The sequence below is a fragment of the Actinophytocola xinjiangensis genome (assembly GCF_001921215.1).
In the GTDB taxonomy this organism is placed as follows: domain Bacteria; phylum Actinomycetota; class Actinomycetes; order Mycobacteriales; family Pseudonocardiaceae; genus Actinophytocola; species Actinophytocola xinjiangensis.
Map to the genome: position 1 here is coordinate 92,827 of NZ_MSIF01000008.1, position 19,749 is coordinate 112,575.

At 71.3% G+C, this 19,749-nt stretch carries 18 protein-coding genes and 1 pseudogene; 4 read left to right on the forward strand and 15 right to left on the reverse strand.

Annotated elements, in window-relative coordinates; genetic code table 11:
- Positions 1-153: 153 nt before the first annotated feature.
- Entirely contained in the window at positions 154-717 is a 564-nt protein-coding gene (locus tag BLA60_RS18020) for a DJ-1/PfpI family protein (RefSeq protein ID WP_075134080.1), read from the forward strand.
- A gap of 48 nt (positions 718-765) precedes the next feature.
- Here the strand turns inward: BLA60_RS18020 and BLA60_RS18025 are convergent, their stop codons facing one another.
- From BLA60_RS18025 to BLA60_RS46430, 7 genes and pseudogenes are all read right to left on the reverse strand, one after another.
- Positions 766-2,028 carry a CE1 family esterase gene (locus tag BLA60_RS18025; protein ID WP_075134081.1) on the reverse strand — a complete coding sequence of 421 codons (1,263 nt, stop codon included), beginning with the start codon at positions 2,026-2,028 and terminating at the stop codon, positions 766-768.
- 46 nt (positions 2,029-2,074) lie between these two features.
- Positions 2,075-4,924 (reverse strand): glycosyl hydrolase family 95 catalytic domain-containing protein, encoded by a 2,850-nt coding sequence (locus BLA60_RS18030; protein ID WP_075134082.1) that lies wholly within the window; start codon positions 4,922-4,924, stop codon positions 2,075-2,077.
- Positions 4,925-4,952: 28 nt separating this feature from the next.
- A complete protein-coding gene (locus tag BLA60_RS18035; RefSeq protein WP_075134083.1) occupies positions 4,953-6,389 on the reverse strand; it encodes an endo-1,4-beta-xylanase in 1,437 nt (478 codons plus the stop codon).
- A gap of 46 nt (positions 6,390-6,435) precedes the next feature.
- Positions 6,436-8,040, reverse strand: a complete 1,605-nt coding sequence (locus BLA60_RS18040) for a glycoside hydrolase family 27 protein (RefSeq protein WP_075134084.1) — start codon at positions 8,038-8,040, stop codon at positions 6,436-6,438.
- Between the two features lie 594 nt (positions 8,041-8,634).
- The gene (ispH, locus tag BLA60_RS44860; protein WP_075134237.1) at positions 8,635-9,561 is read right to left on the reverse strand and encodes a 4-hydroxy-3-methylbut-2-enyl diphosphate reductase; all 927 of its coding nucleotides are present in this window, start codon (positions 9,559-9,561) and stop codon (positions 8,635-8,637) included.
- Between the two features lie 10 nt (positions 9,562-9,571).
- Complete coding sequence (locus tag BLA60_RS45565) at positions 9,572-9,715, reverse strand: hypothetical protein (protein ID WP_245812050.1); 144 nt, start codon at positions 9,713-9,715, stop codon at positions 9,572-9,574.
- Between the two features lie 77 nt (positions 9,716-9,792).
- Positions 9,793-10,023: pseudogene (locus BLA60_RS46430) on the reverse strand (polyprenyl synthetase family protein); the annotation flags it as partial.
- Positions 10,024-10,260: 237 nt separating this feature from the next.
- Between BLA60_RS46430 and BLA60_RS18055 the strand changes: the two are divergent.
- Together BLA60_RS18055 and BLA60_RS18060 are read left to right on the forward strand one after the other, a co-directional pair.
- The gene (locus BLA60_RS18055) at positions 10,261-10,923 is read left to right on the forward strand and encodes a GTP pyrophosphokinase (RefSeq protein ID WP_281257461.1); all 663 of its coding nucleotides are present in this window, start codon (positions 10,261-10,263) and stop codon (positions 10,921-10,923) included.
- Between the two features lie 127 nt (positions 10,924-11,050).
- Positions 11,051-11,704: a hypothetical protein gene (locus tag BLA60_RS18060; protein ID WP_211288769.1), complete on the forward strand. Its 654-nt coding sequence runs from the start codon at positions 11,051-11,053 to the stop codon at positions 11,702-11,704.
- A 52-nt stretch (positions 11,705-11,756) separates the two neighbouring features.
- On the opposite strand, the gene arsB is transcribed toward BLA60_RS18060, so the two are convergent.
- From arsB to BLA60_RS18085, 5 genes are all read right to left on the reverse strand, one after another.
- Positions 11,757-12,854 carry an ACR3 family arsenite efflux transporter gene (gene arsB / locus BLA60_RS18065; RefSeq protein WP_075134087.1) on the reverse strand — a complete coding sequence of 366 codons (1,098 nt, stop codon included), beginning with the start codon at positions 12,852-12,854 and terminating at the stop codon, positions 11,757-11,759.
- Positions 12,851-13,522, reverse strand: coding sequence for an arsenate reductase ArsC (locus BLA60_RS18070; RefSeq protein ID WP_075134088.1), 672 nt, complete (start codon positions 13,520-13,522; stop codon positions 12,851-12,853). Before BLA60_RS18070 ends, arsB begins: the two co-directional genes overlap by 4 nt.
- Entirely contained in the window at positions 13,519-14,208 is a 690-nt protein-coding gene (locus BLA60_RS18075) for an arsenate reductase/protein-tyrosine-phosphatase family protein (protein WP_075134089.1), read from the reverse strand. Before BLA60_RS18075 ends, BLA60_RS18070 begins: the two co-directional genes overlap by 4 nt.
- 32 nt (positions 14,209-14,240) lie before the next feature.
- Positions 14,241-15,266, reverse strand: a complete 1,026-nt coding sequence (locus tag BLA60_RS18080) for a flavin-containing monooxygenase (RefSeq protein ID WP_075134090.1) — start codon at positions 15,264-15,266, stop codon at positions 14,241-14,243.
- Positions 15,267-15,372: 106 nt separating this feature from the next.
- A complete protein-coding gene (locus BLA60_RS18085; RefSeq protein WP_075134091.1) occupies positions 15,373-16,689 on the reverse strand; it encodes an NAD(P)-binding domain-containing protein in 1,317 nt (438 codons plus the stop codon).
- A gap of 140 nt (positions 16,690-16,829) precedes the next feature.
- On the opposite strand from BLA60_RS18085, the gene BLA60_RS18090 reads away from it, so the two are divergent.
- Positions 16,830-17,672 carry a helix-turn-helix domain-containing GNAT family N-acetyltransferase gene (locus BLA60_RS18090; RefSeq protein ID WP_075134092.1) on the forward strand — a complete coding sequence of 281 codons (843 nt, stop codon included), beginning with the start codon at positions 16,830-16,832 and terminating at the stop codon, positions 17,670-17,672.
- Positions 17,673-17,694: 22 nt separating this feature from the next.
- Here the strand turns inward: BLA60_RS18090 and BLA60_RS18095 are convergent, their stop codons facing one another.
- The 3 genes from BLA60_RS18095 to BLA60_RS18105 are packed head-to-tail and all read right to left on the reverse strand — an operon-like array spanning position 17,695 to position 19,692.
- Positions 17,695-18,393, reverse strand: a complete 699-nt coding sequence (locus BLA60_RS18095) for a pyridoxal-phosphate dependent enzyme (protein WP_075134093.1) — start codon at positions 18,391-18,393, stop codon at positions 17,695-17,697.
- Positions 18,314-19,288, reverse strand: a complete 975-nt coding sequence (locus BLA60_RS18100; protein ID WP_084735053.1) for a GHMP family kinase ATP-binding protein — start codon at positions 19,286-19,288, stop codon at positions 18,314-18,316. Before BLA60_RS18100 ends, BLA60_RS18095 begins: the two co-directional genes overlap by 80 nt.
- Positions 19,285-19,692, reverse strand: coding sequence for a hypothetical protein (locus BLA60_RS18105; protein ID WP_075134094.1), 408 nt, complete (start codon positions 19,690-19,692; stop codon positions 19,285-19,287). Before BLA60_RS18105 ends, BLA60_RS18100 begins: the two co-directional genes overlap by 4 nt.
- Positions 19,693-19,749: the final 57 nt, after the last annotated feature.

A 19,749-nucleotide genomic window follows, 5' to 3' on the forward strand; every position in this document is an offset into this window, starting at 1 on the left:
TGATCCCGGGCGGCTCTTGACTCCGCCCACCGCGGTCCGGCTATGGTGTGATCCGGGCAACACCTGTCGCGGCCCTTCCCTCCCGAATACCGGCCCGGGCGACGGTCGCGCCCTGGGAGCGCTCCCACTACGTCGACCACGAAGGGGAACGGCATGGCCCGCGTGCTGATACTGACCGGCGACGCCGCCGAGGAACTGGACTCGATGTACCCGGTGTTCCGCCTGCGGGAAGGCGGTCACGAGGCCGTCGTCACCGCCCCGACGACCCGACCGGTGAAGCTGGTGGTGCACGACTTCGAGCCGGACTGCGACGCCTACACCGAGAAACCCGGCCACCTGCTGCCCGTGGACGTGGCCTTGGCCGACGTGGTCCCCGAGGACTACGACGCACTGGTCATCCCCGGTGGGCGCGCGCCGGAGTACCTGCGGACGAACCCGGACGTGGCCCGGATCGTGCGCCACTTCTTCGACCGGGGGCTCCCGGTCGGCACGATCTGCCACGGCCCCCAGGTGCCCGCCGCGCTGGGGCTGCTGAACGGACGCACCACCGCGGCCTTCCCGCCGCTGAGGACGGACCTGGAACAGGCCGGCGCGGTCGTGGTCGACGCACCGGACGTCGTGGACGGCACCATGGTGTCCTGCCGGGGCTGGCCCGACCTGCCGGAGTGGTCGCGCGCGTTCATGGCGGTGCTGGACAAGGCCACCGTCCAGGAGTGAGCCGGCACCGCTCGGCCCGTCCGGACGAGCCGAGCGGTACTCCACGGGTCAGCCGACCGTGCAAGACGCGCCGTTGAGCGCGAACGAGACCGGACCGCTCGCGTCGCCGGAGTGGCTGGCCTGGAAGCCGATGCCGACCGACGCCCCCGGGGCGATGTTCGGGTTGTACGCGACGTTGCTGGCCGTCACCTGGCCGGAGGTGGGTGAGTAGTTCGCGTTCCACCCGGAGGTGATCGTCTGGCCAGCCGGGAGGGTGAAGACCAGCGACCAGCCGTTCACCGGGGTGGTGCCGGTGTTGGTGATCGTGATCTCCGCGGTGAGGCCACCGTTCCAGGAGTTGACCGTGTCACTGACCCGGCAGGCACCCGGTTCGGGATCCGGGTCGGGATCCGGGTCGGGATCCGGGTCGGTGCTCTGGAACTGGGTGATGAACCGCCACGCCTCGGCCGAGGTCCACGTCTGCCAGCCGTCGCAGCCGCACCCGTCGATCGGGCCGGGGGTGTGCCCGCCGTCGAACGCCGCCCACACGACCGGGTAGCCGGACCGGCAGCCCGAGTAGGTGGTGACGACGTGCCCCCGGCTGCCCGGTGCCGGTTCCGGCGGGTTCTGCGCGGTGCAGCCGTTGTTGCGCACGAACGTGTCCCGTAGACCCCGGCCCAGGGAGATGCCCAGGACGTTGTCGGTGAGGCCGTGGATGCCCAGGTAGGCGATCGGCTGGCTGCCGCCGGCGCACCCGCTCAGCTGCGCACCCGAGTAGACGACCACCGCGCGGAACACGTCCGCTCTCGAACAGGCCAGCGCGTAGCTCATCCCGCCGCCGTAGCTGAACCCGCCGGCGAAGGTCTGCGTGGTGTCGACGCACAGCCCCGCCCGCAGTTCCCGGAGCATGTCGTCGACGAACGTCACGTCCTGGCCACCCGAGTTGGCCCAGCCGTTGTTGAAGCCCTGGGGCGCCACGAAGATCGTCGCGTTGTTCGTGCTGTCCGCCAGCCGCCGCAGCCCGTAGTAGGACCAGTTGTACCCGTCGGTACCGCCCGAGTCGACGTCGTTGGCGGTGCCGCCCAGCCAGTGGAACCCGAAGAACAGCCGGTACTGGTGGTTCTGGTCGTAGTTCGCCGGGACCCGCAGGATGTAGGTGCGGTTCTGGCCCCCGCTCTGGATCGTGTGGGTGCCGCTGGTCAACGTGGGCGCCGATCCGCAGCCGGCGGTGCCGACGTCGTCCTCCGGCGCCGCCTGCGCGGTGACCGCGCCGCCTCCGGTCAGCAGGAGCAGTGCCGTGACCGCTCCCAGAAAGTACCCTCGCCTGACCATCACAACTCCTCCGGTGGTTGATCCGATCCCGCCGCTGGTGGGGTGTCTACGCGCGTTGTGGTTGGAAGCGTTGGTTGGCGGCCCCGGTGACCGTCCACTGCGAGATGCGGGTGCCGTCGGTGGTCGCCGCCGACCACACGTCCATCGCCAGCCCGCTGTGCCGGTTGACGAGCGCGACCACGCCACCGCCCTGGTCCACCACCTGCCACTGCTGGCTCGTGGCGCCGGTGTCGGCCTGCTGGGTGATGTCGGCGCCGGTGTTCGCGCCGGCGACCTGGAGCACGAGGCCGCTGTGCCGCGCCCGGATCCGGTAGTAGCCGCCGCCGGAGTCGAGGAAGTCGAACTGCTGGTTGGCCCCGCCGGTGGCCGACCACTGGTGCAGCAGCGCGCCGGCCGAGGTGGACGCCCCGCTGATGTCGGCGAACTTCCCGCTGTGCTGGGCAAGCAGCCGGTAGTACACCCCGGGCTCCACCACCGACCCGGGTTGGCCGGTCGCCTGGTAGGTGTGCCCGGCCTGGGCGGTGAACTCGACCAGGTCGGTCTCGGGTGTCCCCGGCGTGACCACGGTGTCGGCCGTCGTGTCGCGCAGGGTGTAGGTGCCGGTGAACAGGCGGCTGCGGATCCGCACGGTGCCGGCCCGGTCCGGTGTGACGGTCAGCCCGGTGATCCGGCCGGCCGTCCACGTCGCGCCGACCGTGTGGCCGCCGCGGCCGCGCAGGCCGGTGACGTTCCCGGTCGGCCACGCCGGGGGCAGCGCGGGCAGCACGTGCAGTTCGCCGTTGTGGCTGTGCAGCAGCATCTCCGCGATGCCCGACGTCGCACCGAAGTTGCCGTCGATCTGGAACGGCGGGTGCAGGTCGAACATGTTGGGCGCGAGCCGGTCGGTGGTGACCAGGTCGCGGACCAGTGTGTGCGCCCGGCCGCCGTCCTCCAGCCGCGCCCAGAAGTTGATCTTCCAGGCCAGTGACCAGCCGGTGCCCGCGTCGCCGCGCAGCTCCAGCGTGCGCCGGGCCGCCCCGAACAGCTCCGGCGTGCCGCGCCGGGTGATCTGGTTGCTCGGGTGCAACCCGTACAGGTGGGAGACGTGCCGGTGGTTCGGCTCGGTCTCCACCCAGTCGTGGAGCCATTCCTGGACGTTGCCGCGTGACCCGATCGTCATCGGCGTCAGCCGCTGGCGGGCCGACCGGACCTCGGCGCGGAACGTGGCGTCCACCCCGAGCACCTCGCTCGCGCCGGCACACCCGTCGAACAGGTCGCGCAGGATCTGGGTGTCCATCGTGGGGCCCGCACACACGCTGACCCCCGGGTGATGGGTCAGTTCCGGCGAGTTCGACGGGTTGGTGACCAGCGTCCCCAGGGTGGGCTCGGTCACCAGCGTGTCGAGGAAGAACCGTGCGGCGCCCTTCACCGCCGCGTAGTTCGCGCGCAGGAACTCGACGTCGCCGGTGAACCGGTAGTGGTCCCAGACGAGGGTAGCCAGCCACGCGCCGCCGGTGTGCCACATGCCCCAGACCGCGCCGTCGACCACCGAGGTCCCCCGCCACGCGTCGGTGTTGTGGTGGGTGACCCAGCCCGACGCGCCGTACTGGGCCTGCGCGGTGCGGGCCCCGGTGACGGCCAGGTCGCCGAGCATCCGGAAGACCGGTTGCAGGCACTCGCCGAGGTTGGTGGTGTCGGCCGGCCAGTAGTTCATCGGCAGGTTGGCGTTGATCGTGTACTTCGAGTCCCACGGCGGGCTCATCTGGTCGTTCCAGATGCCCTGCAGGTTCGCCGGCTGGCTGCCCGGCCGGGACGAGGAGATCAGCAGGTAGCGGCCGTACTGGAACAGCAGCGCGGAGAACTGCGGATCGTTGACCGAGGCGTGCTGGGCGATCCGGACGTCGGTGGGCTGGTCGGCCGCCGGCGTGCGGCCGAGGTCGATCGTCACCCGGTTGAACAGCGCCTGGTGGTCGGCGACGTGCCGGGCGCGCAGCGTGTCGTACGCGCTGGTCTGGGCGGCGTCCAACCGGGACCGCGCGAGGCCCTGGTAGTCGCCGTTCACCGTCCGGTAGTCGACGTAGCTGGTGCCGATCGACACCAGCAGGGTCACCGCGGTGGCGCCGGAGACCCGCAGGGTGCCGCCGGAACTGCTGGTGCTCCCACCCTCGGTGACGACCCTGGCCAACGCGAGGAACCTGACCGAACCCGCGATGCCGCGCGCGTCGCCGGAGACGCCGTCCAACGCCACGGTCGCGCTGTCCGGGCTCGACGCGGTCGCCCGCTGCGGCGTGCCGAACGCGGCCGAGAACGAGATCGACCCGGCTGTCTGCGCGGTCAGTCGCACCACGATCACCTGGTCCGGCGCGCTCGCGAAGACCTCGCGCCGGTGCCGCACCCCGTTCGCGACATAGGTGACGACCGACGTCGCCGTGGCGAGGTCGAGCCAGCGCTCGTACCCGGACACGCCGCCCCCGCTCGGCAGGGTCAGCCGGAGGTCGCCGACGGGCTGGTAGGGCAGTTGGGCCGCCGGGCTGCCCAGCATCGCCTGGTCGATCAGGCTCTGGGCCTGGCTCCACTGGTTGGCGAACACCAACTGGCGGATCTGCCCGATGGCGCCGGCCCCGCGCGGGTTGTCGTAGTTGTGGGGACCGCCGGCCCACACCGTGTCCTCGTTGAGCTGCAACCGTTCGACGTCGGTGTTGCCGAACACCATGGCACCGAGGCGGCCGTTGCCGACCGGCAGCGCGCGCAGCCAGTCCGACCCGGCCGCCTCGTCGTACCACAGCGCGAGATCACCGGCCGCCCGCACGTCGGCGGGGGCGGCGGAGCCGGCGCGGGCGGTCGCCGTCCACCCGGCTCCCGTCAGCACACCGACCGCGCCGATCCGCATCGCCTGCCGGCGGGTCAGGTCCGGCATCAGGCCGCCCCACTCCGGTCGTGCCAGGTCACTGGGTGGCCCAGCGTTGGTTGGCCCCGCCTGTGCAGCTCCACAGCTGGACCTGGGACGCGTTGGCGGTGGCGTTGCCGCCGACCTCAAGGCACAGGCCGGACTGGACGTTGCGGACGGTGCCGTCGCCGTTGCGGGTCCACTTCTGGTTGGCGCCGCCGTGGCAGGTCCAGATGATCACCGGGGTGCCGTTGGTGGTGCCGGCGCCCGACGCGTCGAGGCAGCGCCGCGCGTCGCCCGAGTAGACGGTCAGCTCCTGGGCCGAGGTGTAGGTCCACTGCTGGTTCGCACCCGACCAGCAGTCGTAGATCTGCAGCCTGGTCCCGTTCTCGGTGGACTGGTTCGGCACGTCCAGGCACCGGTTCGACCCGACCCCGCGCAGCGGTGTGCCGGTGCCCGGGTTCCCGCTGCCGCCGCCGTTGAGCGCGTCCAGGACCGCGTGGTAGGCCTCCTTCTTCTGGTAGTTCCTGTCGAACAGCAGCGGGGTGTCGTTGGGGCGCCACGTGTGCAGGTCGGAGATGCCCCAGGTGGTGATGCCGGTGCAGCGGGCGACGTTCATGCACGCCTGGGTGACCTGCCGGTACACGTTGGCCTGGGCGGAACCGGAGCCGCCGACGTCGAGTTCGGTGATCTGCAGGTCGACACCGAGGTCGGCGAAGCGCTGCAGGTTCGCCTGGTAGCTGCTGAGGTTGGAGTTGGAGCTGAGGTGGCTCTGGATACCGACGCAGTCGATCGGCACACCGCGGTTGCGGAAGTCGGCGACCATGTTGTAAATGCCGGTGCTCTTGGCGTTGATGCCGTCGGTGTTGTAGTCGTTGTAGCAGAGCTTGGCGCTCGGGTCGGCGGAACGGGCGGCGCGGAACGCGGCCTCGATCCAGTCGTTGCCGGTGCGCTGCAGGTTCGAGTCGCGCCGGCCTCCGCTGCTGCCGTCGGCGAAGGCCTCGTTCACCACGTCCCACGAGTGGATCTGGCCACGGAAGTGGGTGGCGACCTGGGTGACGTGGTTGATCGCCGCCGACCGCAGGTCACTGCCGGACAGGCCCTGCGCCCACCCGGGCTGCTGGGCGTGCCAGAGCAGGGCGTGACCCCGCACGGTCATGCCGCGGGCGCGCGCGTAGTTGACGATCTGGTCGCCGCCGCCGTAGGAGAACTGGTTGCGGTTGGGTTCGGTGGCGTCCCACTTCATCGCGTTCTCGGCCACGACGCTGGTGAACTCACGGCTCAACGTGCCCGCATACGAGCTGTCGTTGAGCAGGTTCGGCACGACCGCCGCGCCGAAGTACCGGCCCGTCTGCGCGGCGGCCGCGCCGAGTGTGTCCGCGGCGCTCGCCGGCGTCGCGGACAACACGAGTCCGGCCGCCGCGAGGCCCGCGGTGGTGATGGCGGCGGCCACGGATCTGATCCGCCCGTGCCGCACGGGTGTTCTGATGGTCATCGCGAACCCTCTCGTCGTCGGAGGCAGGGGTTTGTGCGGTCGCCGCTCAGGCGCGCGACCACCGTTGGTTGGACTGGCCGTTGCAGGTCCAGAGAATGGTGGCGGTGCCGTTGGCGGTGCCCGCCTGTTCGACGTCCAGACAGAGTCCGGAAGCGACGTTGCGTAGGGAGCCGTCCGTGCCGAGGGTCCAGCGCTGGTTCGCCTGCCCGTTGCAGGGCCAGATGATCACCCGGGTGCCGTTGGCGGTGCCCTGGTCGTAGGCGTCGAGACACTTGTCGCCGAAGACCCGGATCTCGCCGTCGGGCCAGGTCGTCCACACCTGGTTGGCCGCGGTGTGGCAGTCCCAGACCAGCGCGGTCGCACCGGCGGCGGTCGAGGCGTTGTCCACGTCCAGGCAGCGGTTCGAGCCCACCCCGCGCAGCCGGGAGGTTGTCGTGGGGATCGGTGAGCCGCCGGCCACCCGGTACGCCGCCACCCCGTGGGCCGGCACGCTCGCGCTGATCGGCCCGGTGGTGGTCGACGTGCCCGCGGTCCACAGGTCGGTGAGCGTGAACGACCCGCCGGACAGGCCGACCTGGGCGGCCGTGGTGCTGATCGTGGCGGTGGCGCTTCCCCGGTTGAACAGGCCGACCGCGACCGACCCGTCCGCGAGCGGCTTGGCGAACACCTCGACGGTGCCGTCGTCGCGCACCCGTCGTCCGCCAGCACCGAGCCGGTCCTGGTTCACCGCGAGCAGACGCGGGTTGCGCAGGATCGCGCTCACGTCGGCGGACATGGTGCGGATGTCGTTGCCGGCCATCAGCGGCGCGGCCATCAGCGCCCACAGCGCGAAGTGCGACCGCGACTCGGTCAGGGTCAGTCCCGGCCGGCCGACCACGAGCATGTCCGGGTCGTTCCAGTGCGTTGGCCCGGCCTGCGCGGCGAGGGGCGCGTTGACGTCCACGACGTTGCCGACACCCATCGGGTAGCTGTTGGTGTTGCCGTTCTGCCAGATGTCCAGCAGGTCCTCGGTGGTCCGCCACAGGTCGGCGACCTCACCCCAGTCGTACTTGTCGCCGGTGATCGCGTGGAAGCTGTTCGGGTTGATGCTGTAGACGATCGGCCGGCCGGTGGCCCGCAGCGCGTCGCGCATCAGGGTGAACCGGGCCACCTGCTCGTCACGCGTGCCCTCCGGGGAGCACCAGTCGTACTTGAGGTAGTCCACGCCCCAGGACGCGAACGTGTTCGCGTCCTGGACCTCGTGTCCGCTGCTGCCGGTCGAGCCGGGGTGGGTGCCGACCCGCTGGGCACAGGTCCGTTCCGTGGGTACCTGGTAGATGCCGAACTTCAGCCCGCGGGCGTGGAGGTAGTCGCCCAGGGCCTTCATGCCGCTGGGGAACTTCGTCGGGTGCGCCCGCAGGGTGCCCTGTGCGTCGCGCTGCGGGTCGAACCAGCAGTCGTCCACGACCACGTACTGGTAACCGGCGTCGCGCATGCCCGAGCTGACCATCGCGTCGGCGGCCTGGCGGACCGCTGTCTCGGTGACACCGCAGCCGAAGCTGTTCCAGCTGTTCCAGCCCAGCGGCGGGGTGACGGCCGGGCTCCCCGGGGCCGCCTGCGCCGCCGGCTGTCGCGCGTCGGCGGAGAACACCACCAGTCCGACCGCCGTCACGGCCGTGAGTGCCGCGACGAGGAGTCGTCCCGCCAGGGAGCGGTGGCCGCGAATCCTGGTCGACCACCGAACGCGTCCACGCGTTTCACCAGACATGAGAAACCCCATCATCGTTGACGGCGGAGGCACGGCTCACCGCGCCGTGTCCGAACAGGTTCCTAATACGTTGTGAACGCTAACAGGTCATCGTCGAACAACACAAGTCGTTGACGACAAGCACATCCATCGAAAGTTTCACAAGATCATCCAATGGTGAGTGATCGCGAACAATCGTTCGGAAAAAAGCGGAATGAAACGTTTCGATCGGATATTTGGAGCGCTCCCATGGCAGCCTGACCGGCCGTTCCGCCAACGACGTGTCGCGGGAACGGCCACGGGGAACGACGCCCTGCCACGCGGCGGCGGGACCCATCCGACGATGAGTCCGACCCATCACGCGCGGGCTGCCCTCGGCTCACACCTTACCGCCGCCCGGCGCGGTGCCGTCAAGGACAACCGGTCGAGCGAGCGAACACCGGCCACCAGATGAGTCCGACCCATCAACGACGCGACCGAGGGCTGAGCGCCCGCGGCGTGGTCACCGGCTCCAGGAGGTCATCGCGGTCGAACGTCCAGGGGCAGCGTGAACTGGACGGTCTCCCGGGTCGTCTCCCGGACCCGCACCTCGCGCGCGTCCAACGCCGCGATCACGTCGTCGAGCAGATGGGTCGGTGCGGACGCCCCCGCTGTCAGGCCCACCGTTTCCTTGCCGACCAACCATTCCGGACGGATGTCGGTCACGTCGTCGATGAGGTGGGCTGGTTTTCCCCGCCGGCGGACCAGCTCCACCAGCCGCACCGAGTTCGACGAGTTCTCCGAGCCGACGACCAGCACGACGTCGGCCTCGTCGGCCACCGCGCGCACCGCGTCCTGCCGGTTGGTCGTGGCGTAGCAGATGTCGGCCGAGGCCGGGCCCTTGAGCGCGGGGAACCGGCCACGCAGGGCCGCCACGATCTCGGCGGTCTCGTCGACCGCCAGCGTGGTCTGGGTGAGGTAGGAGACCCTGGTCGGGTCGTCGACCTCCACCGTGGCGACGTCGTCGAGGGTCTGCACCAGCACGGTCCGCTCCGGCGCCTCGCCGAGCGTGCCCTCGACCTCCTCGTGGTCGGCGTGCCCGATGAGCACCACCGTGTCGCCACGGCCGGCGAACCGGCGCGCCTCGGTGTGCACCTTGGTCACCAGCGGGCAGGTCGCGTCCACGACCTCCATCCCGCGCCGCTCGGCCTCCGCGCGCACGGCGGGCGAGACCCCGTGCGCGGAGAAGACGACCGTCGCGCCGTCGGCGACCTCGGCCAGTTCGTCGACGAACACCGCGCCGCGCGCCTCGAGGTCGGCCACCACGTGGGTGTTGTGCACGATCTGTTTGCGCACGTGGATCGGGCCGCCACGCTGCGCCAGCAACCGCTCGACGATCTCGACCGCCCGTTCCACCCCGGCGCAGAACGACCGTGGCGACGCGAGCACAACGACGGGACCTGGCATGGTCGACCTCTCAGTGGTCGCGGCGGGTGGCGAGGCAGGCCAGGGCGTCGAGCTCGCGGGCCGCCCGCTCGCGCGGGTCGACCGCGCGCAGGTGGTGGCGGGCCTGGTCGAGCAGCTCGTCGGCCTGGCCTGGCCCCAGACGCGCGCCCCGCACCGCTCGATCAGCTCCGCCGCGTGGCCGAGGTCGAGCGGGTCGTCCCCGTGGTACAGCGAGACCAGCGTCGCACCGGCCGGGGTGTCGGCGTTCAGCGCGGCGACCACCGGCAGTGTCTTCTTGCGACTGTCCAGGTCGGAGTGCACCGGCTTGCCGGTCACCGTCGCGTCGCCCCACACCCCGAGCAGGTCGTCTCGAACACGTTCCTCGACCCAGTTGCTGACCCCGAAGTCGGCGCGGACCGCCCGGCTCCCCGCCGGCCCGACCGGTTTCGGCACGACCGGTCTTCGCCTGCCGAGGTTGACCACGACGAGGAGCTGAGCCGGCTGGGGATCCCCGGGCCTGGTGCGGCTGACCGGGTCGACGTCACACCGGCGTCGGCCATCGACACGGCGAGCTGGTGTCGTTCGAGGAGCGGAGATCTGTCAGGATGGGGGGTGATGAGAACCTGGCATTCCCCCACCTCGGAGGCTTCGCTGAGTGAGTCCGGAGCGTCGGTCGGCGTCGAGGACGTTCGATTCCTTCGCGAGCAGCTGGTTGACTTCATGCTGGGCTACAAGTTCGCGATCGACGAGATCATCACCAAGATCAATATCTTGCGCGAGGACTTCAATCACACGAACGAGTACAATCCGATCGAGCACATCAATTCTCGGCTCAAGTCGCCGGAGAGTGTGTTGGAGAAGTGTCGACGCAAGAACTACCGGATGGATCTGGCCAGCATTCGGGACAATGTGCTCGACATCGCCGGGGTTCGGGTGGTCTGCAGTTTCATCTCCGACATCGCCAAGATCCGGGACATGCTGGTCGGCCAGCAGGACATCACTCTGCTCGCCGAGCGGGACTACATCACCAACCGCAAGCCCAACGGGTATCAGAGTCTTCATCTGATCGTGTCGATTCCGGTGTTCCGTTCGAACCGCACCGACAACGTGCCGGTGGAGATCCAGATCCGCACCATCGCGATGGACTTCTGGGCCAGCCTGGAGCACAAGATCTACTACAAGTACCGCGGCGCGGTGCCACCGAACCTCCTGAGCGAACTCACCAACGCCGCCGAGGCGGCCACCCACCTCGACGAGAAGATGGAAGCGCTGCACCGACTGGTCGACCACACCAGCGACCCGGGAAGCCGACCGGGACCGACCACCTCGCTGGATCTCAGCGCGCTGTACGGGAACAAGGGCACCGACGACGCCTCGCGGTGACCGGCCGCCGGGCCGACCCGGTGACCGGAACGCACGACCGGCGCGAGATTGACCCGTTCGGCGGTCCGCCAACGACCGGTGATCGGTTTCCCTGTAGTACATGCGCCTTGTGAAACGTTTTCAGTCCGTGGTGGCTGTCGTCGCGGCCGGGATGGGGCTGCTGCTGGCGGCTCCGGCGACCGCCCAGGCCCACGAGGTCCCCGACGCCCTGACCGTCTACCCGCCGATCCAGGGCGCGTCCACCTGGGACCGGTTCGGCCTGTCCGGCCCCGCCGGTCACCACCGGGTGTTCTCGAACTGGGGCTACCTCAACGACTGGTCGGTGGACATCTACCGCAACCCGGGCGCGACGGTCGTCTCACCGTTCGGGTCGCGGACCGCGGCCGGGCACGCCGTGACGGTCCGCGTGGTCACCGTCCGCCCCGGCTGCGCCACCGGCCAACTCGCCGACGGCGGCTACCGGATCGGCCTGGAGGCGACCGACAACGTCACCGGCGCGGTGATCGCCCGCGCGGACGTGATGCACGTCGACCGCAAACCGGCCGCCATCGCCGTCGGCGCCACCGTCGGACCGTGGACCAAGCTCGGCGAGACCGGACGGTTCCGCTACTCCAGCTGCTACCAGGTCAACGGCGACACCGGCGCGCACATCCACCTGGAAGTCATCAACCACCACCGGTACTCCTGCTACCTCCCCCGCGCCGCCAACACCGAACTGGGCGACGAGACCGCCATCGGCCGCGCCGGACTGCACTACGGCGGCCCCCGCGCCGCCTGCTGACCGGACCCACTGGCCCACGTCGGCGGTCAGGAGGCCCGCACCCTCGTCGTCCTCAGCCCGCGCCGCCGCGACCAGCGAGCTGTTCGGCCGGCCAGCGCCGGCGGAGTCTCAGGCTGACGTAGACCAGTGCGACGAGGACCGGTACCTCGATGAGTGGGCCGACGACGCCGGCGAGGGCCTGGCCGGAGGTGACGCCGAAGACGCCGATGGCGACGGCGATCGCGAGTTCGAAGTTGTTGCCGGCGGCGGTGAAGGCGAGGGTCGTGGTGCGGGCGTAGCCGAGGCCGGCGGCCTTGCCGAGCAGGTACGCCCCGGCCCACATGACTGCGAAGTAGACCAGCAGCGGCAGGGCGATCCGGGCGACGTCGAGCGGGCGGGCGGTGATGGTCCCGCCTTGGAGGGCGAACAGCACGACGATCGTGAACAGCAGGCCGTACAGGGCGATCGGGCCCACGCGGGGCAGGAACGTGCCCTCGTACCAGTCCCGGCCGCGGGTGCGCTCCCCGACGCGGCGGGTCAGGTAGCCGGCGGCGAGCGGGAGGCCGAGGAAGATCACGACGGACAGTGCGATCTCCCAGGGGGAGAACGTCACGGTCTCGGTGTCCAGGCCGAGCCAGCCGGGGAGCAGGTCGAGGTAGAACCAGCCGAGGACGCCGAACATGACGACCTGGAACACGGAGTTGAGGGCGACGAGCACGGTGGCGGCCTCACGGTCACCGCAGGCGAGGTCGTTCCAGATGATGACCATGGCGATGCAGCGGGCGAGGCCGACGATGATCAGGCCGGTGCGGTACTCGGGCAGGTCGGGCAGCATGAGCCAGGCCAGCGCGAACATCAGCGCGGGGCCGGCGACCCAGTTGAGGACCAGGGACAGGGCCATGGTGCGGCGGTCGCGGGTGACGGTGTCGAGCTTGTCGTAGCGGACCTTCGCCAGCACCGGGTACATCATCAGCAGCAGGCCGAGCGCGATCGGCAGGGACACCTGGCCGATCGTGACCGCGTCCAGGGCGCCCTGCAGACCGGGGACGGCCGCGCCGAGGCCGAGACCGGCGGCCATGGCGGCGATGATCCACACGGGCAGGTAACGGTCCAGGAAGGACAGTCGGTGCAGTACGTCCTGTTCCGGGGGTGAGGTGACGCTCTGGCTCACGGGCGGTGGTCTCCTGGGGTCGGGTCGCGGTGCGCGACACCGAGGTCGTCGAGCAGGGCGCGGACGCGGCGTTCGATCTCGTCGCGGACGGGGCGGACGTCAGCGACGGTCTTGCCGGCGGGGTCGTCGAGGGTCCAGTCGAGGTAGCGCTTGCCGGGGAACACGGGGCAGATGTCGCCGCAGCCCATGGTGACGACCACGTCGGCGGCCTGGACGATCTCGTCGGTCCAGGGCTTGGGGAACTCGCGGGAGATGTCGATGCCACGTTCGGCCATGGCGTCGACGGCGGACGGGTTGACCGTGTGGCCAGGTTCGGAACCGCCGGACCAGGCCACCGCTCGGTCGCCGACGAGGTGGTGGAAGAACCCGAGCGCCATCTGGGAGCGGCCGGCGTTGTGGACGCACAGGAACAGCACGGTCGGCTTTCCGGCTGTGCGGCCTTCCACCGTGGCCAGCGCGCGCAGACGTTGGCGGGCGAACCGCTCCGCGAGCAGCGGCAGGAAGGTGGGCACGGTGCTGCGGGCGGCGAACTGGTCGTAGCTGGAGCGCAGGAACCGCTCGATGGTCTCGGCGCTGAAGGTGCCGTCGAACTCGGTGTGCAGCTGGGTGGCGGCGGTGGCCAGCGCGTGCTGGAGGTCGACGCTCAGGTCATGGCGTTGGTCGGTCATCGTTGCGCTCCGCGTGCGTGGACGGCGGGCACCAGCCGGTCGACCCGGTTGGCGAGGTCGGTGAACGCGCGGTCGAACGCGTCGTCGGTGGCGGCCACGGCCGGGTCCGGGACCGACCAGTGCAGGCGGTCCAACGGTCCGGTGAGCTGCTCGTGGGCGTTGTCGCAGACCGCGACGACCAGGTCGTCCGGCCGAAGGACCTCGTCGACCCGAGCGGTCCGCGCGTGGGCGAGGGACAGGCCGTGGTTGTCGGCCACGGCGATGGCCAGGGGGTGGATTCGCTGGGCCGGTTGGGTGCCGGCCGATGCGGCGGGGACCGTGCTGCGCTCGGTCCACAGCGCGGCGGCCAGCTGGGACCTGGCGGAATTGTGCGTGCACACGAACACCACCCGTGGCGCGTGCACCGACCCCTCCGGCACGAGCCCGGCCAGCGCCTCGGGGCACAGCCGCAGGTAGGTGCGGCGGTGGTCGCCCTCGGAGCGGGACCGCTGGACGACCCCGGCCTGTTCGAGCTGCTTGACATGGTGGGCCAGCAGGTTGCTGGACATCCCCAGCTCACGCCCGAGCTCAACCGGCGCGGCATCGCCCAGCACGAGCCGGTCGACGATCGCGAGCCGCGCGGGCTCGCCCAGCACGGCGTGCAGCCGTGCCCGCACCACCACCGAGGAAGACCACTCAACGTCCATTGACTCAATGATGATTGAGCAATCAGTCCGGGTCAAGGGGCCGGTCGACGAAGTAGCCGGCGCACGACGTGGCGGGCGTCGCGGCCGACGCCGCGGAGGGTGGCGGAGGCGAAGCTGCGTTGCCATTCCAGGCCCACGAACCCCAGCCCTGGAGACGTGGTGGAGATTCCCTTGCGGTGACCGCGATCCGCTGGGTCCAGGTAGGACAGTGCGGGTCGGTAGCCGGTGGCGAGCAGGATCGTGTCGACGTGTTCGCGGGTGCCGTCGGGCCAGGTGACGGTGTCGCCGTCGACGGTGGTGAACACCCGACGCTGGTCGGGGCTGCCCGCCGCGAGTGCGCGGCGGTAGCGGCCGTCGTCGTTGACCGGCATGTGGGGTGCGGTGCGCAGCAGGTGTCCGATCGGCAGGTGGTCGAACCCGCTTGCCACCGACCAGAAGTGCACGTCTCGGCCCAGCGGGCGCTGCGGCGCGAACGTCACCGGTTTGCGCGTGGCGAGCGTGACCGTGGCGACCCTGGCGAGTTCGTGCGCGACCTGCACGGCGGTGTTCGCGGCCCCGACGACGACCACGCGCTGCCCGATGAACGGGCTCGGCTCGCGGTAGTCGGCGGAGTGCAGAACCGCGCCGGTGAAGGACTCCAGTCCTGGCAGCGCCGGGCGGTGCGGCTGCCCGAACGCGCCGGACGCGGCGATCACGACCCTGGCGGTCAGCTCGGTACCGTCCTCGACCCGAACGGTGAACTGGCCGTCGTCTCGGCGAACGGCGACCACGCGCTGGCCGGTGCGGAGGTCGACGGCGAGGTTCTTGGCGTAACGGCGCAGGTAGTCGACCACCTCGTCGCGGTGCGGGTAGTGGTCCGGGTCGCCGGGGAAGGGCAGGCCGGGCAGGGAGCTGTACCGGGCCGGGGAGAACAGGGTCAGGCTGTCGTAGTAGGAGGGCCAGGAGCCGACCGGTTCGGGCCCTGCTTCGAGCACGACCGGTGCGAGACCCTCGTGACGAAGTGCGTGAGCGGCGGCCAGGCCGGACTGCCCGGCGCCGATGACAACGGCGTCGATCATGGGAAGGTGCCCCCAACTGGTGATCGGGGTCGCGCACGGGGCAGCGAGGACGATCCGCCGCCCCGTGTGCGACTCCTGCTCGGCTCGGCGGTCGCGGGTGCGCCGCTCACCGGTCCCGTGGCGCGGACAGGGTCAGCAGCCGCGGTTCGGCGGGCTCGCCGCAGCAACCGCCGCCCGGTGGGGTGGGCTCGTCGAAGACGCCGGAGCCGCCGCACACCCCGGTCTCGGGCAGGACCAGCTCGACGCGTTCGGCGGACTCGCGGTCGCCGGCGATCGCGGCGGCGATGGAGCGGACCTGTTCGTAGCCGGTCATCGCGAGGAACGTCGGTGCGCGGCCGTAGCTCTTCATCCCGGCGAGGTAGACATCCGGTTCGGGATGGGTCAGTTCCTTCACGCCGTGGGGGTAGACCGTGCCGCAGGAGTGGGCGTTCGGGTCGATCAGGGGCGCGAGCGCGACCGGCGCCTGCAAGGTGGCGTCCAGGTCCAGGCGCAGCTCCGAGAGCCACGTCAGGTCGGGCCGGAAGCCGGTCAGGACCACGATCTCGTCGACGTCGGGCACCGTGTGGCCACTGTCGGACACCACCGTCAGCCCGGTGTCGTGCCGTTGGACCGTCTCGGTGCGAAAGCCCGTCACGACAGCGATGCGCCCGGCCTCGACGGCGGCCTTCGCGCCCAGGCCGAGCGCGCCGCGCGCCGGGAGCTGGTCGGCGTCGCCACCGCCGAACGTCGAGCCAACGGCGCCGCGCCGCAGCAGCCAGGTGATCCGCCCCGCGACGTCGGCGAACGCGACGAGCGCGGTCAACGCCGAGTGCCCACTGCCCGCGATGAGCACGTGCCGTCCGGCGTAGCGGGCCCGTACGGCGTCGTCGGTGAGGTCGGGGACACGGTAGGTGATCCGGTCCGCTGCCGCGTGCTCGCCGATGGCCGGCAGGCCGTCGCCGCCCAGCGGGTTGGGGTCGCCCCAGGTGCCGGACGCGTCGACCACCGCGCGGGCGGTGATCCGCTCCTCGCGACCGTCGGCGTGGCGAACGTGCACGGTCAGCGGTTCGGTGTCCCGGCCGGCGTCGACCACCCGGTCCCGTCCCCGACGGGCGACCCCGACGACCTCGGCCCCGAACACGACCTGGTCGCCCAGTGTCTCGGCCAGCGGGCGCAGGTAGCGGGACACCCACTCCCGGCCCGTGGGGTAGGTGGCGTCGTCGGGGCGCTGCCAGGGCGTGCCCGCGAGCAGCCGTCCGGCGGCCGGGGCAACCAGCTCCGACCACGGGGAGAAGAGCCGGACGTGGTGCCACCCGGCCACCGCCGCGCCGGCCTGACCGGCCTTGTCCAGCACCAACGGCCGCTGGCCACGTTCCACCAGTTCGGCCGCGGCCGCCAGCCCCACCGGGCCGGCACCGACCACCACCACGGGCAGCTCCGACATCGTCCCACTCCGTTCATCGACAGCGCTCGATCACTTGCGGCGAGAGTATCGATCCGGATCGATGAAATCAACCATCGATCGATGTCGATGATCGACGGTGTCGTTTGACGCATCATCGATCCACGTCGATACTCGGCGCCATGACCGCCCCGGTGCTGCCCGAGCAGGAAGCCGCGACCTACGCCGAATGGTTCGCCGTCCTCGCCGAACCCACCCGCGTCCGCCTGCTGCACACCGTCGCCACCTCGCCCGGCGGCGTCACGGTCGGCCGGCTCACCGAACTGCTCGGCATCAGCCAGTCCACCTGCTCCCACCACGTCCGCAAACTCGCCGACGTCGGCTTCCTCACCCTCCACAAGGAAGGCACCAGCACCCGCGTGGTCGTCAACGAGGCCTGCTGCGCCGGCCTCCCGCACGCCGCCGACGCCGTCATGGGCCTGCTCGCGCCACGCCCCTGCTGCCCGCCCGACGTACGTGACGACGTCACCGTCCGCGCCCTGCACCCCGCCGACTGGCCGGCCGTGCGCGACATCTACGGCCAGGGCATCGCCACCGGCATCGCCACCTTCGACACCACCGTGCCCAGCCGCGCGTCCCTCGACGCGAGATGGCTGCCCGGTCACCGCTGGGTCGCCGAACTCGACGGCGAGGTCGTCGGCTGGACCGCCCTGTCCCCCACCTCCCCCCGCGACTGCTACTCCGGCGTCGCCGAGAGCGCCATCTACGTCGCCGGCGGTCACCGCGGCACGGGCATCGGCAAGGCCCTCGTCCGCCGGCAGGTCACCGCCGCCGACGACGACACCGGCCTGTGGACCCTGCAGACCGCCGTCCTCACCGAGAACCGCGCCAGCATCGCCCTGCACCACCAGGCCGGCTACCGCACCGTCGGCATCCGCGAACGCATCGCCCGACTCCACGGCACCTGGCACGACACCGTCCTGCTCGAACGCCGTGCCGGCACCACCACTGGGCCCGGCTGCTGAGCCGACCGCGACGGTCGGACCCTCAGGCGTTCGGGGCCGGGGCGCGGGCCCAGTCCATGCGCGACCACGGGTGGGCCAGGTCGTCCACGGTGGACACCGGGGTCGGTGCGAGGGTGTCGATCGGCGGGGCGTCCCGGTGGCGGGCGAACACCGTGTCGGCGTAGCGGTGGCCGGTGTCGGCGACCAGGTAGGTGGCGAGCGCTCCGGTGGAGGCGCCGGAGCCCACCCCGCCGACGAGCGTGAGCGGGCCGTTGCCGAGTTCGCCGGCGATCCGGTCGGCGACGGCGCGGTAGCCGAGACAGTGGATGTCGTCGTGGTACTGGCGCATCCAGTGGTGGCCGGGGTTGTCGCGCAGGATCTCGTGGATGCGTGCGACCCGGCGGTTCTGGTCGAGCGTGAGGCTCGCCGAGGACGGCATCTGTTCGAGGTGCGCGCCGAGCACCGCGAGTTGGGCGCGCAGGGTGTCGTCGACGGTGGTGGAGCCGACGATGTGGCAGCGCAGGCCGTACCGGTGGCAGGCGAGCGCGAGCGCGTGGGCGTAGATGCCGCTGGAGGAGTCGAGCAGCGTGTCCCCGGGACGAACCCGGCCGGTGTCGAGCAGGTGCCGGACGGCGGCGAGCGCGGAGACGACCTTCATCGACTCAAACCGCAGGCAGACGAGCCCGTCGTCGAGGCGGACGAGGTCCGGTCTGCCGAGCGCGTCGGTGATGTGGGCGTCCATGCCTGCCTTCCGGTCCGCTGGTGGTGAAGATCCGGGTGACGGGGATACCGCGGTCGCCGAGGGCGGCCACGCACCGCCGGAGGCGCCGGTCCAGATCCGGGGTCGCCGGGTCGAACAGCAGACCGGCGACGTTGCCGCTGTGCGCGACCTGCACCCCGGCCGACCCGGTCCGCCGGGCGATGGCCTCCAGCGTGGCGAGTTCCTCCTTGGGCAGCACGCGCTGGTTGTGCCGCGCGCTCGCGGTGCTGACCTGGCCCAGCAGCGCGAGGTCGGTCTCGGCGATCGCGCGGCGCAGCAGGGCCCGCAGGCGTTCGAACTCGGCCACGTCGTCGTGGCCGGGCAGGCTCAGGGTGTTCACCGGGGCACCGCCGCCGGTCAGGCAGCCGACGACGACCGCGGGCGGCAGCGCGTCACCCAGTTCCTCCAGGACCCGGCCTTCCCTGTGGGCGAACAGCACGGGCCGGTCGGAGAGCATCAGCGGGTCGCTCGCCTGTTCGGCCGCGACGGCGAGGCGGGCGATCACCTCGCCGGACAGGCCGGCACCGAAACTCGCCGCGACCGCGCGGATGGTGGCGATGACGTCGCCGGTGGACGAGCCCATGCCCAGCCCGAGCGGAATGTCGCCGTCGATCCGCAGATCCCCGCCACGGCGCGGCCTTCCGGTCAGCCGCGCGCACTCGGCGATCGCGAGCGACGCGGCCCGGGCGGCCTTCACCCGGTCCGCCGGGCGCACCACGACCTCGCCGCCGGGTCGCGGGGTGAACTCGGCGCGGACCCCCGGGCCGGTCAGCGGCAACGTGACCAGCCCCCGGCACGGCCGTCCCGACGCGTCGAGGAAGACGCCCTGGAGGATCTCGCCGTGGTGGCAGGACGCGTGCCCGGTGCCCGCGATCATGCCCGCTTCGCCGCGCGGTAGCGGTGCAGCACGGTGGGGTCGGCGCTGAACTGGGAGAACGGGAAGGGTTCCGCCGACAGCGCGGTGACGCCGGCGCCGAGGAACTCCCGCGCGACCGCGCTGCCGCTCTGCGCGTAGACGACCAGCGGCACGTCCCGTTCCCGGCAGCGGCGGACGATCTCGTCGAAGGTGCCGTTGCCCAGGGTCATGCCGGTGGCCTCGAACGCGCAGGCACCGAAGGACGATCCACAGCGGACAAGCAGGTACTGGTTGCGGTACGTGGTGTTCCCGCCGGCCAGCCGGGTGCCGTGGTGCAGCCAGAACACGCTCGTGGCGACCAGTTCCGCCGGCGGGGTCCCGAGTTCGCCCTGACGTACGCGTAGGGCGATTTCGTCGACGGTCACACCGCACCGTCACGGTGGCGCCGGAACGGCCGGGCGACGTCGAACAAGTCCACAGTG

Coding starts and splice junctions, on each gene's coding strand:
- BLA60_RS18020 (WP_075134080.1), top strand. CDS start 154: ATGGCCCGCGTGCTGATACTGACCGGCGACGCCGCCGAGGAACTGGAC.
- BLA60_RS18025 (WP_075134081.1), bottom strand. CDS start 2,028: ATGGTCAGGCGAGGGTACTTTCTGGGAGCGGTCACGGCACTGCTCCTG.
- BLA60_RS18030 (WP_075134082.1), bottom strand. CDS start 4,924: ATGCCGGACCTGACCCGCCGGCAGGCGATGCGGATCGGCGCGGTCGGT.
- BLA60_RS18035 (WP_075134083.1), bottom strand. CDS start 6,389: ATGACCATCAGAACACCCGTGCGGCACGGGCGGATCAGATCCGTGGCC.
- ispH (WP_075134237.1), bottom strand. CDS start 9,561: ATGCCAGGTCCCGTCGTTGTGCTCGCGTCGCCACGGTCGTTCTGCGCC.
- BLA60_RS18055 (WP_281257461.1), top strand. CDS start 10,261: ATGCTGGGCTACAAGTTCGCGATCGACGAGATCATCACCAAGATCAAT.
- BLA60_RS18070 (WP_075134088.1), bottom strand. CDS start 13,522: ATGACCGACCAACGCCATGACCTGAGCGTCGACCTCCAGCACGCGCTG.
- BLA60_RS18075 (WP_075134089.1), bottom strand. CDS start 14,208: ATGGACGTTGAGTGGTCTTCCTCGGTGGTGGTGCGGGCACGGCTGCAC.
- BLA60_RS18080 (WP_075134090.1), bottom strand. CDS start 15,266: ATGATCGACGCCGTTGTCATCGGCGCCGGGCAGTCCGGCCTGGCCGCC.
- BLA60_RS18085 (WP_075134091.1), bottom strand. CDS start 16,689: ATGTCGGAGCTGCCCGTGGTGGTGGTCGGTGCCGGCCCGGTGGGGCTG.
- BLA60_RS18090 (WP_075134092.1), top strand. CDS start 16,830: ATGACCGCCCCGGTGCTGCCCGAGCAGGAAGCCGCGACCTACGCCGAA.
- BLA60_RS18095 (WP_075134093.1), bottom strand. CDS start 18,393: ATGGACGCCCACATCACCGACGCGCTCGGCAGACCGGACCTCGTCCGC.
- BLA60_RS18100 (WP_084735053.1), bottom strand. CDS start 19,288: ATGATCGCGGGCACCGGGCACGCGTCCTGCCACCACGGCGAGATCCTC.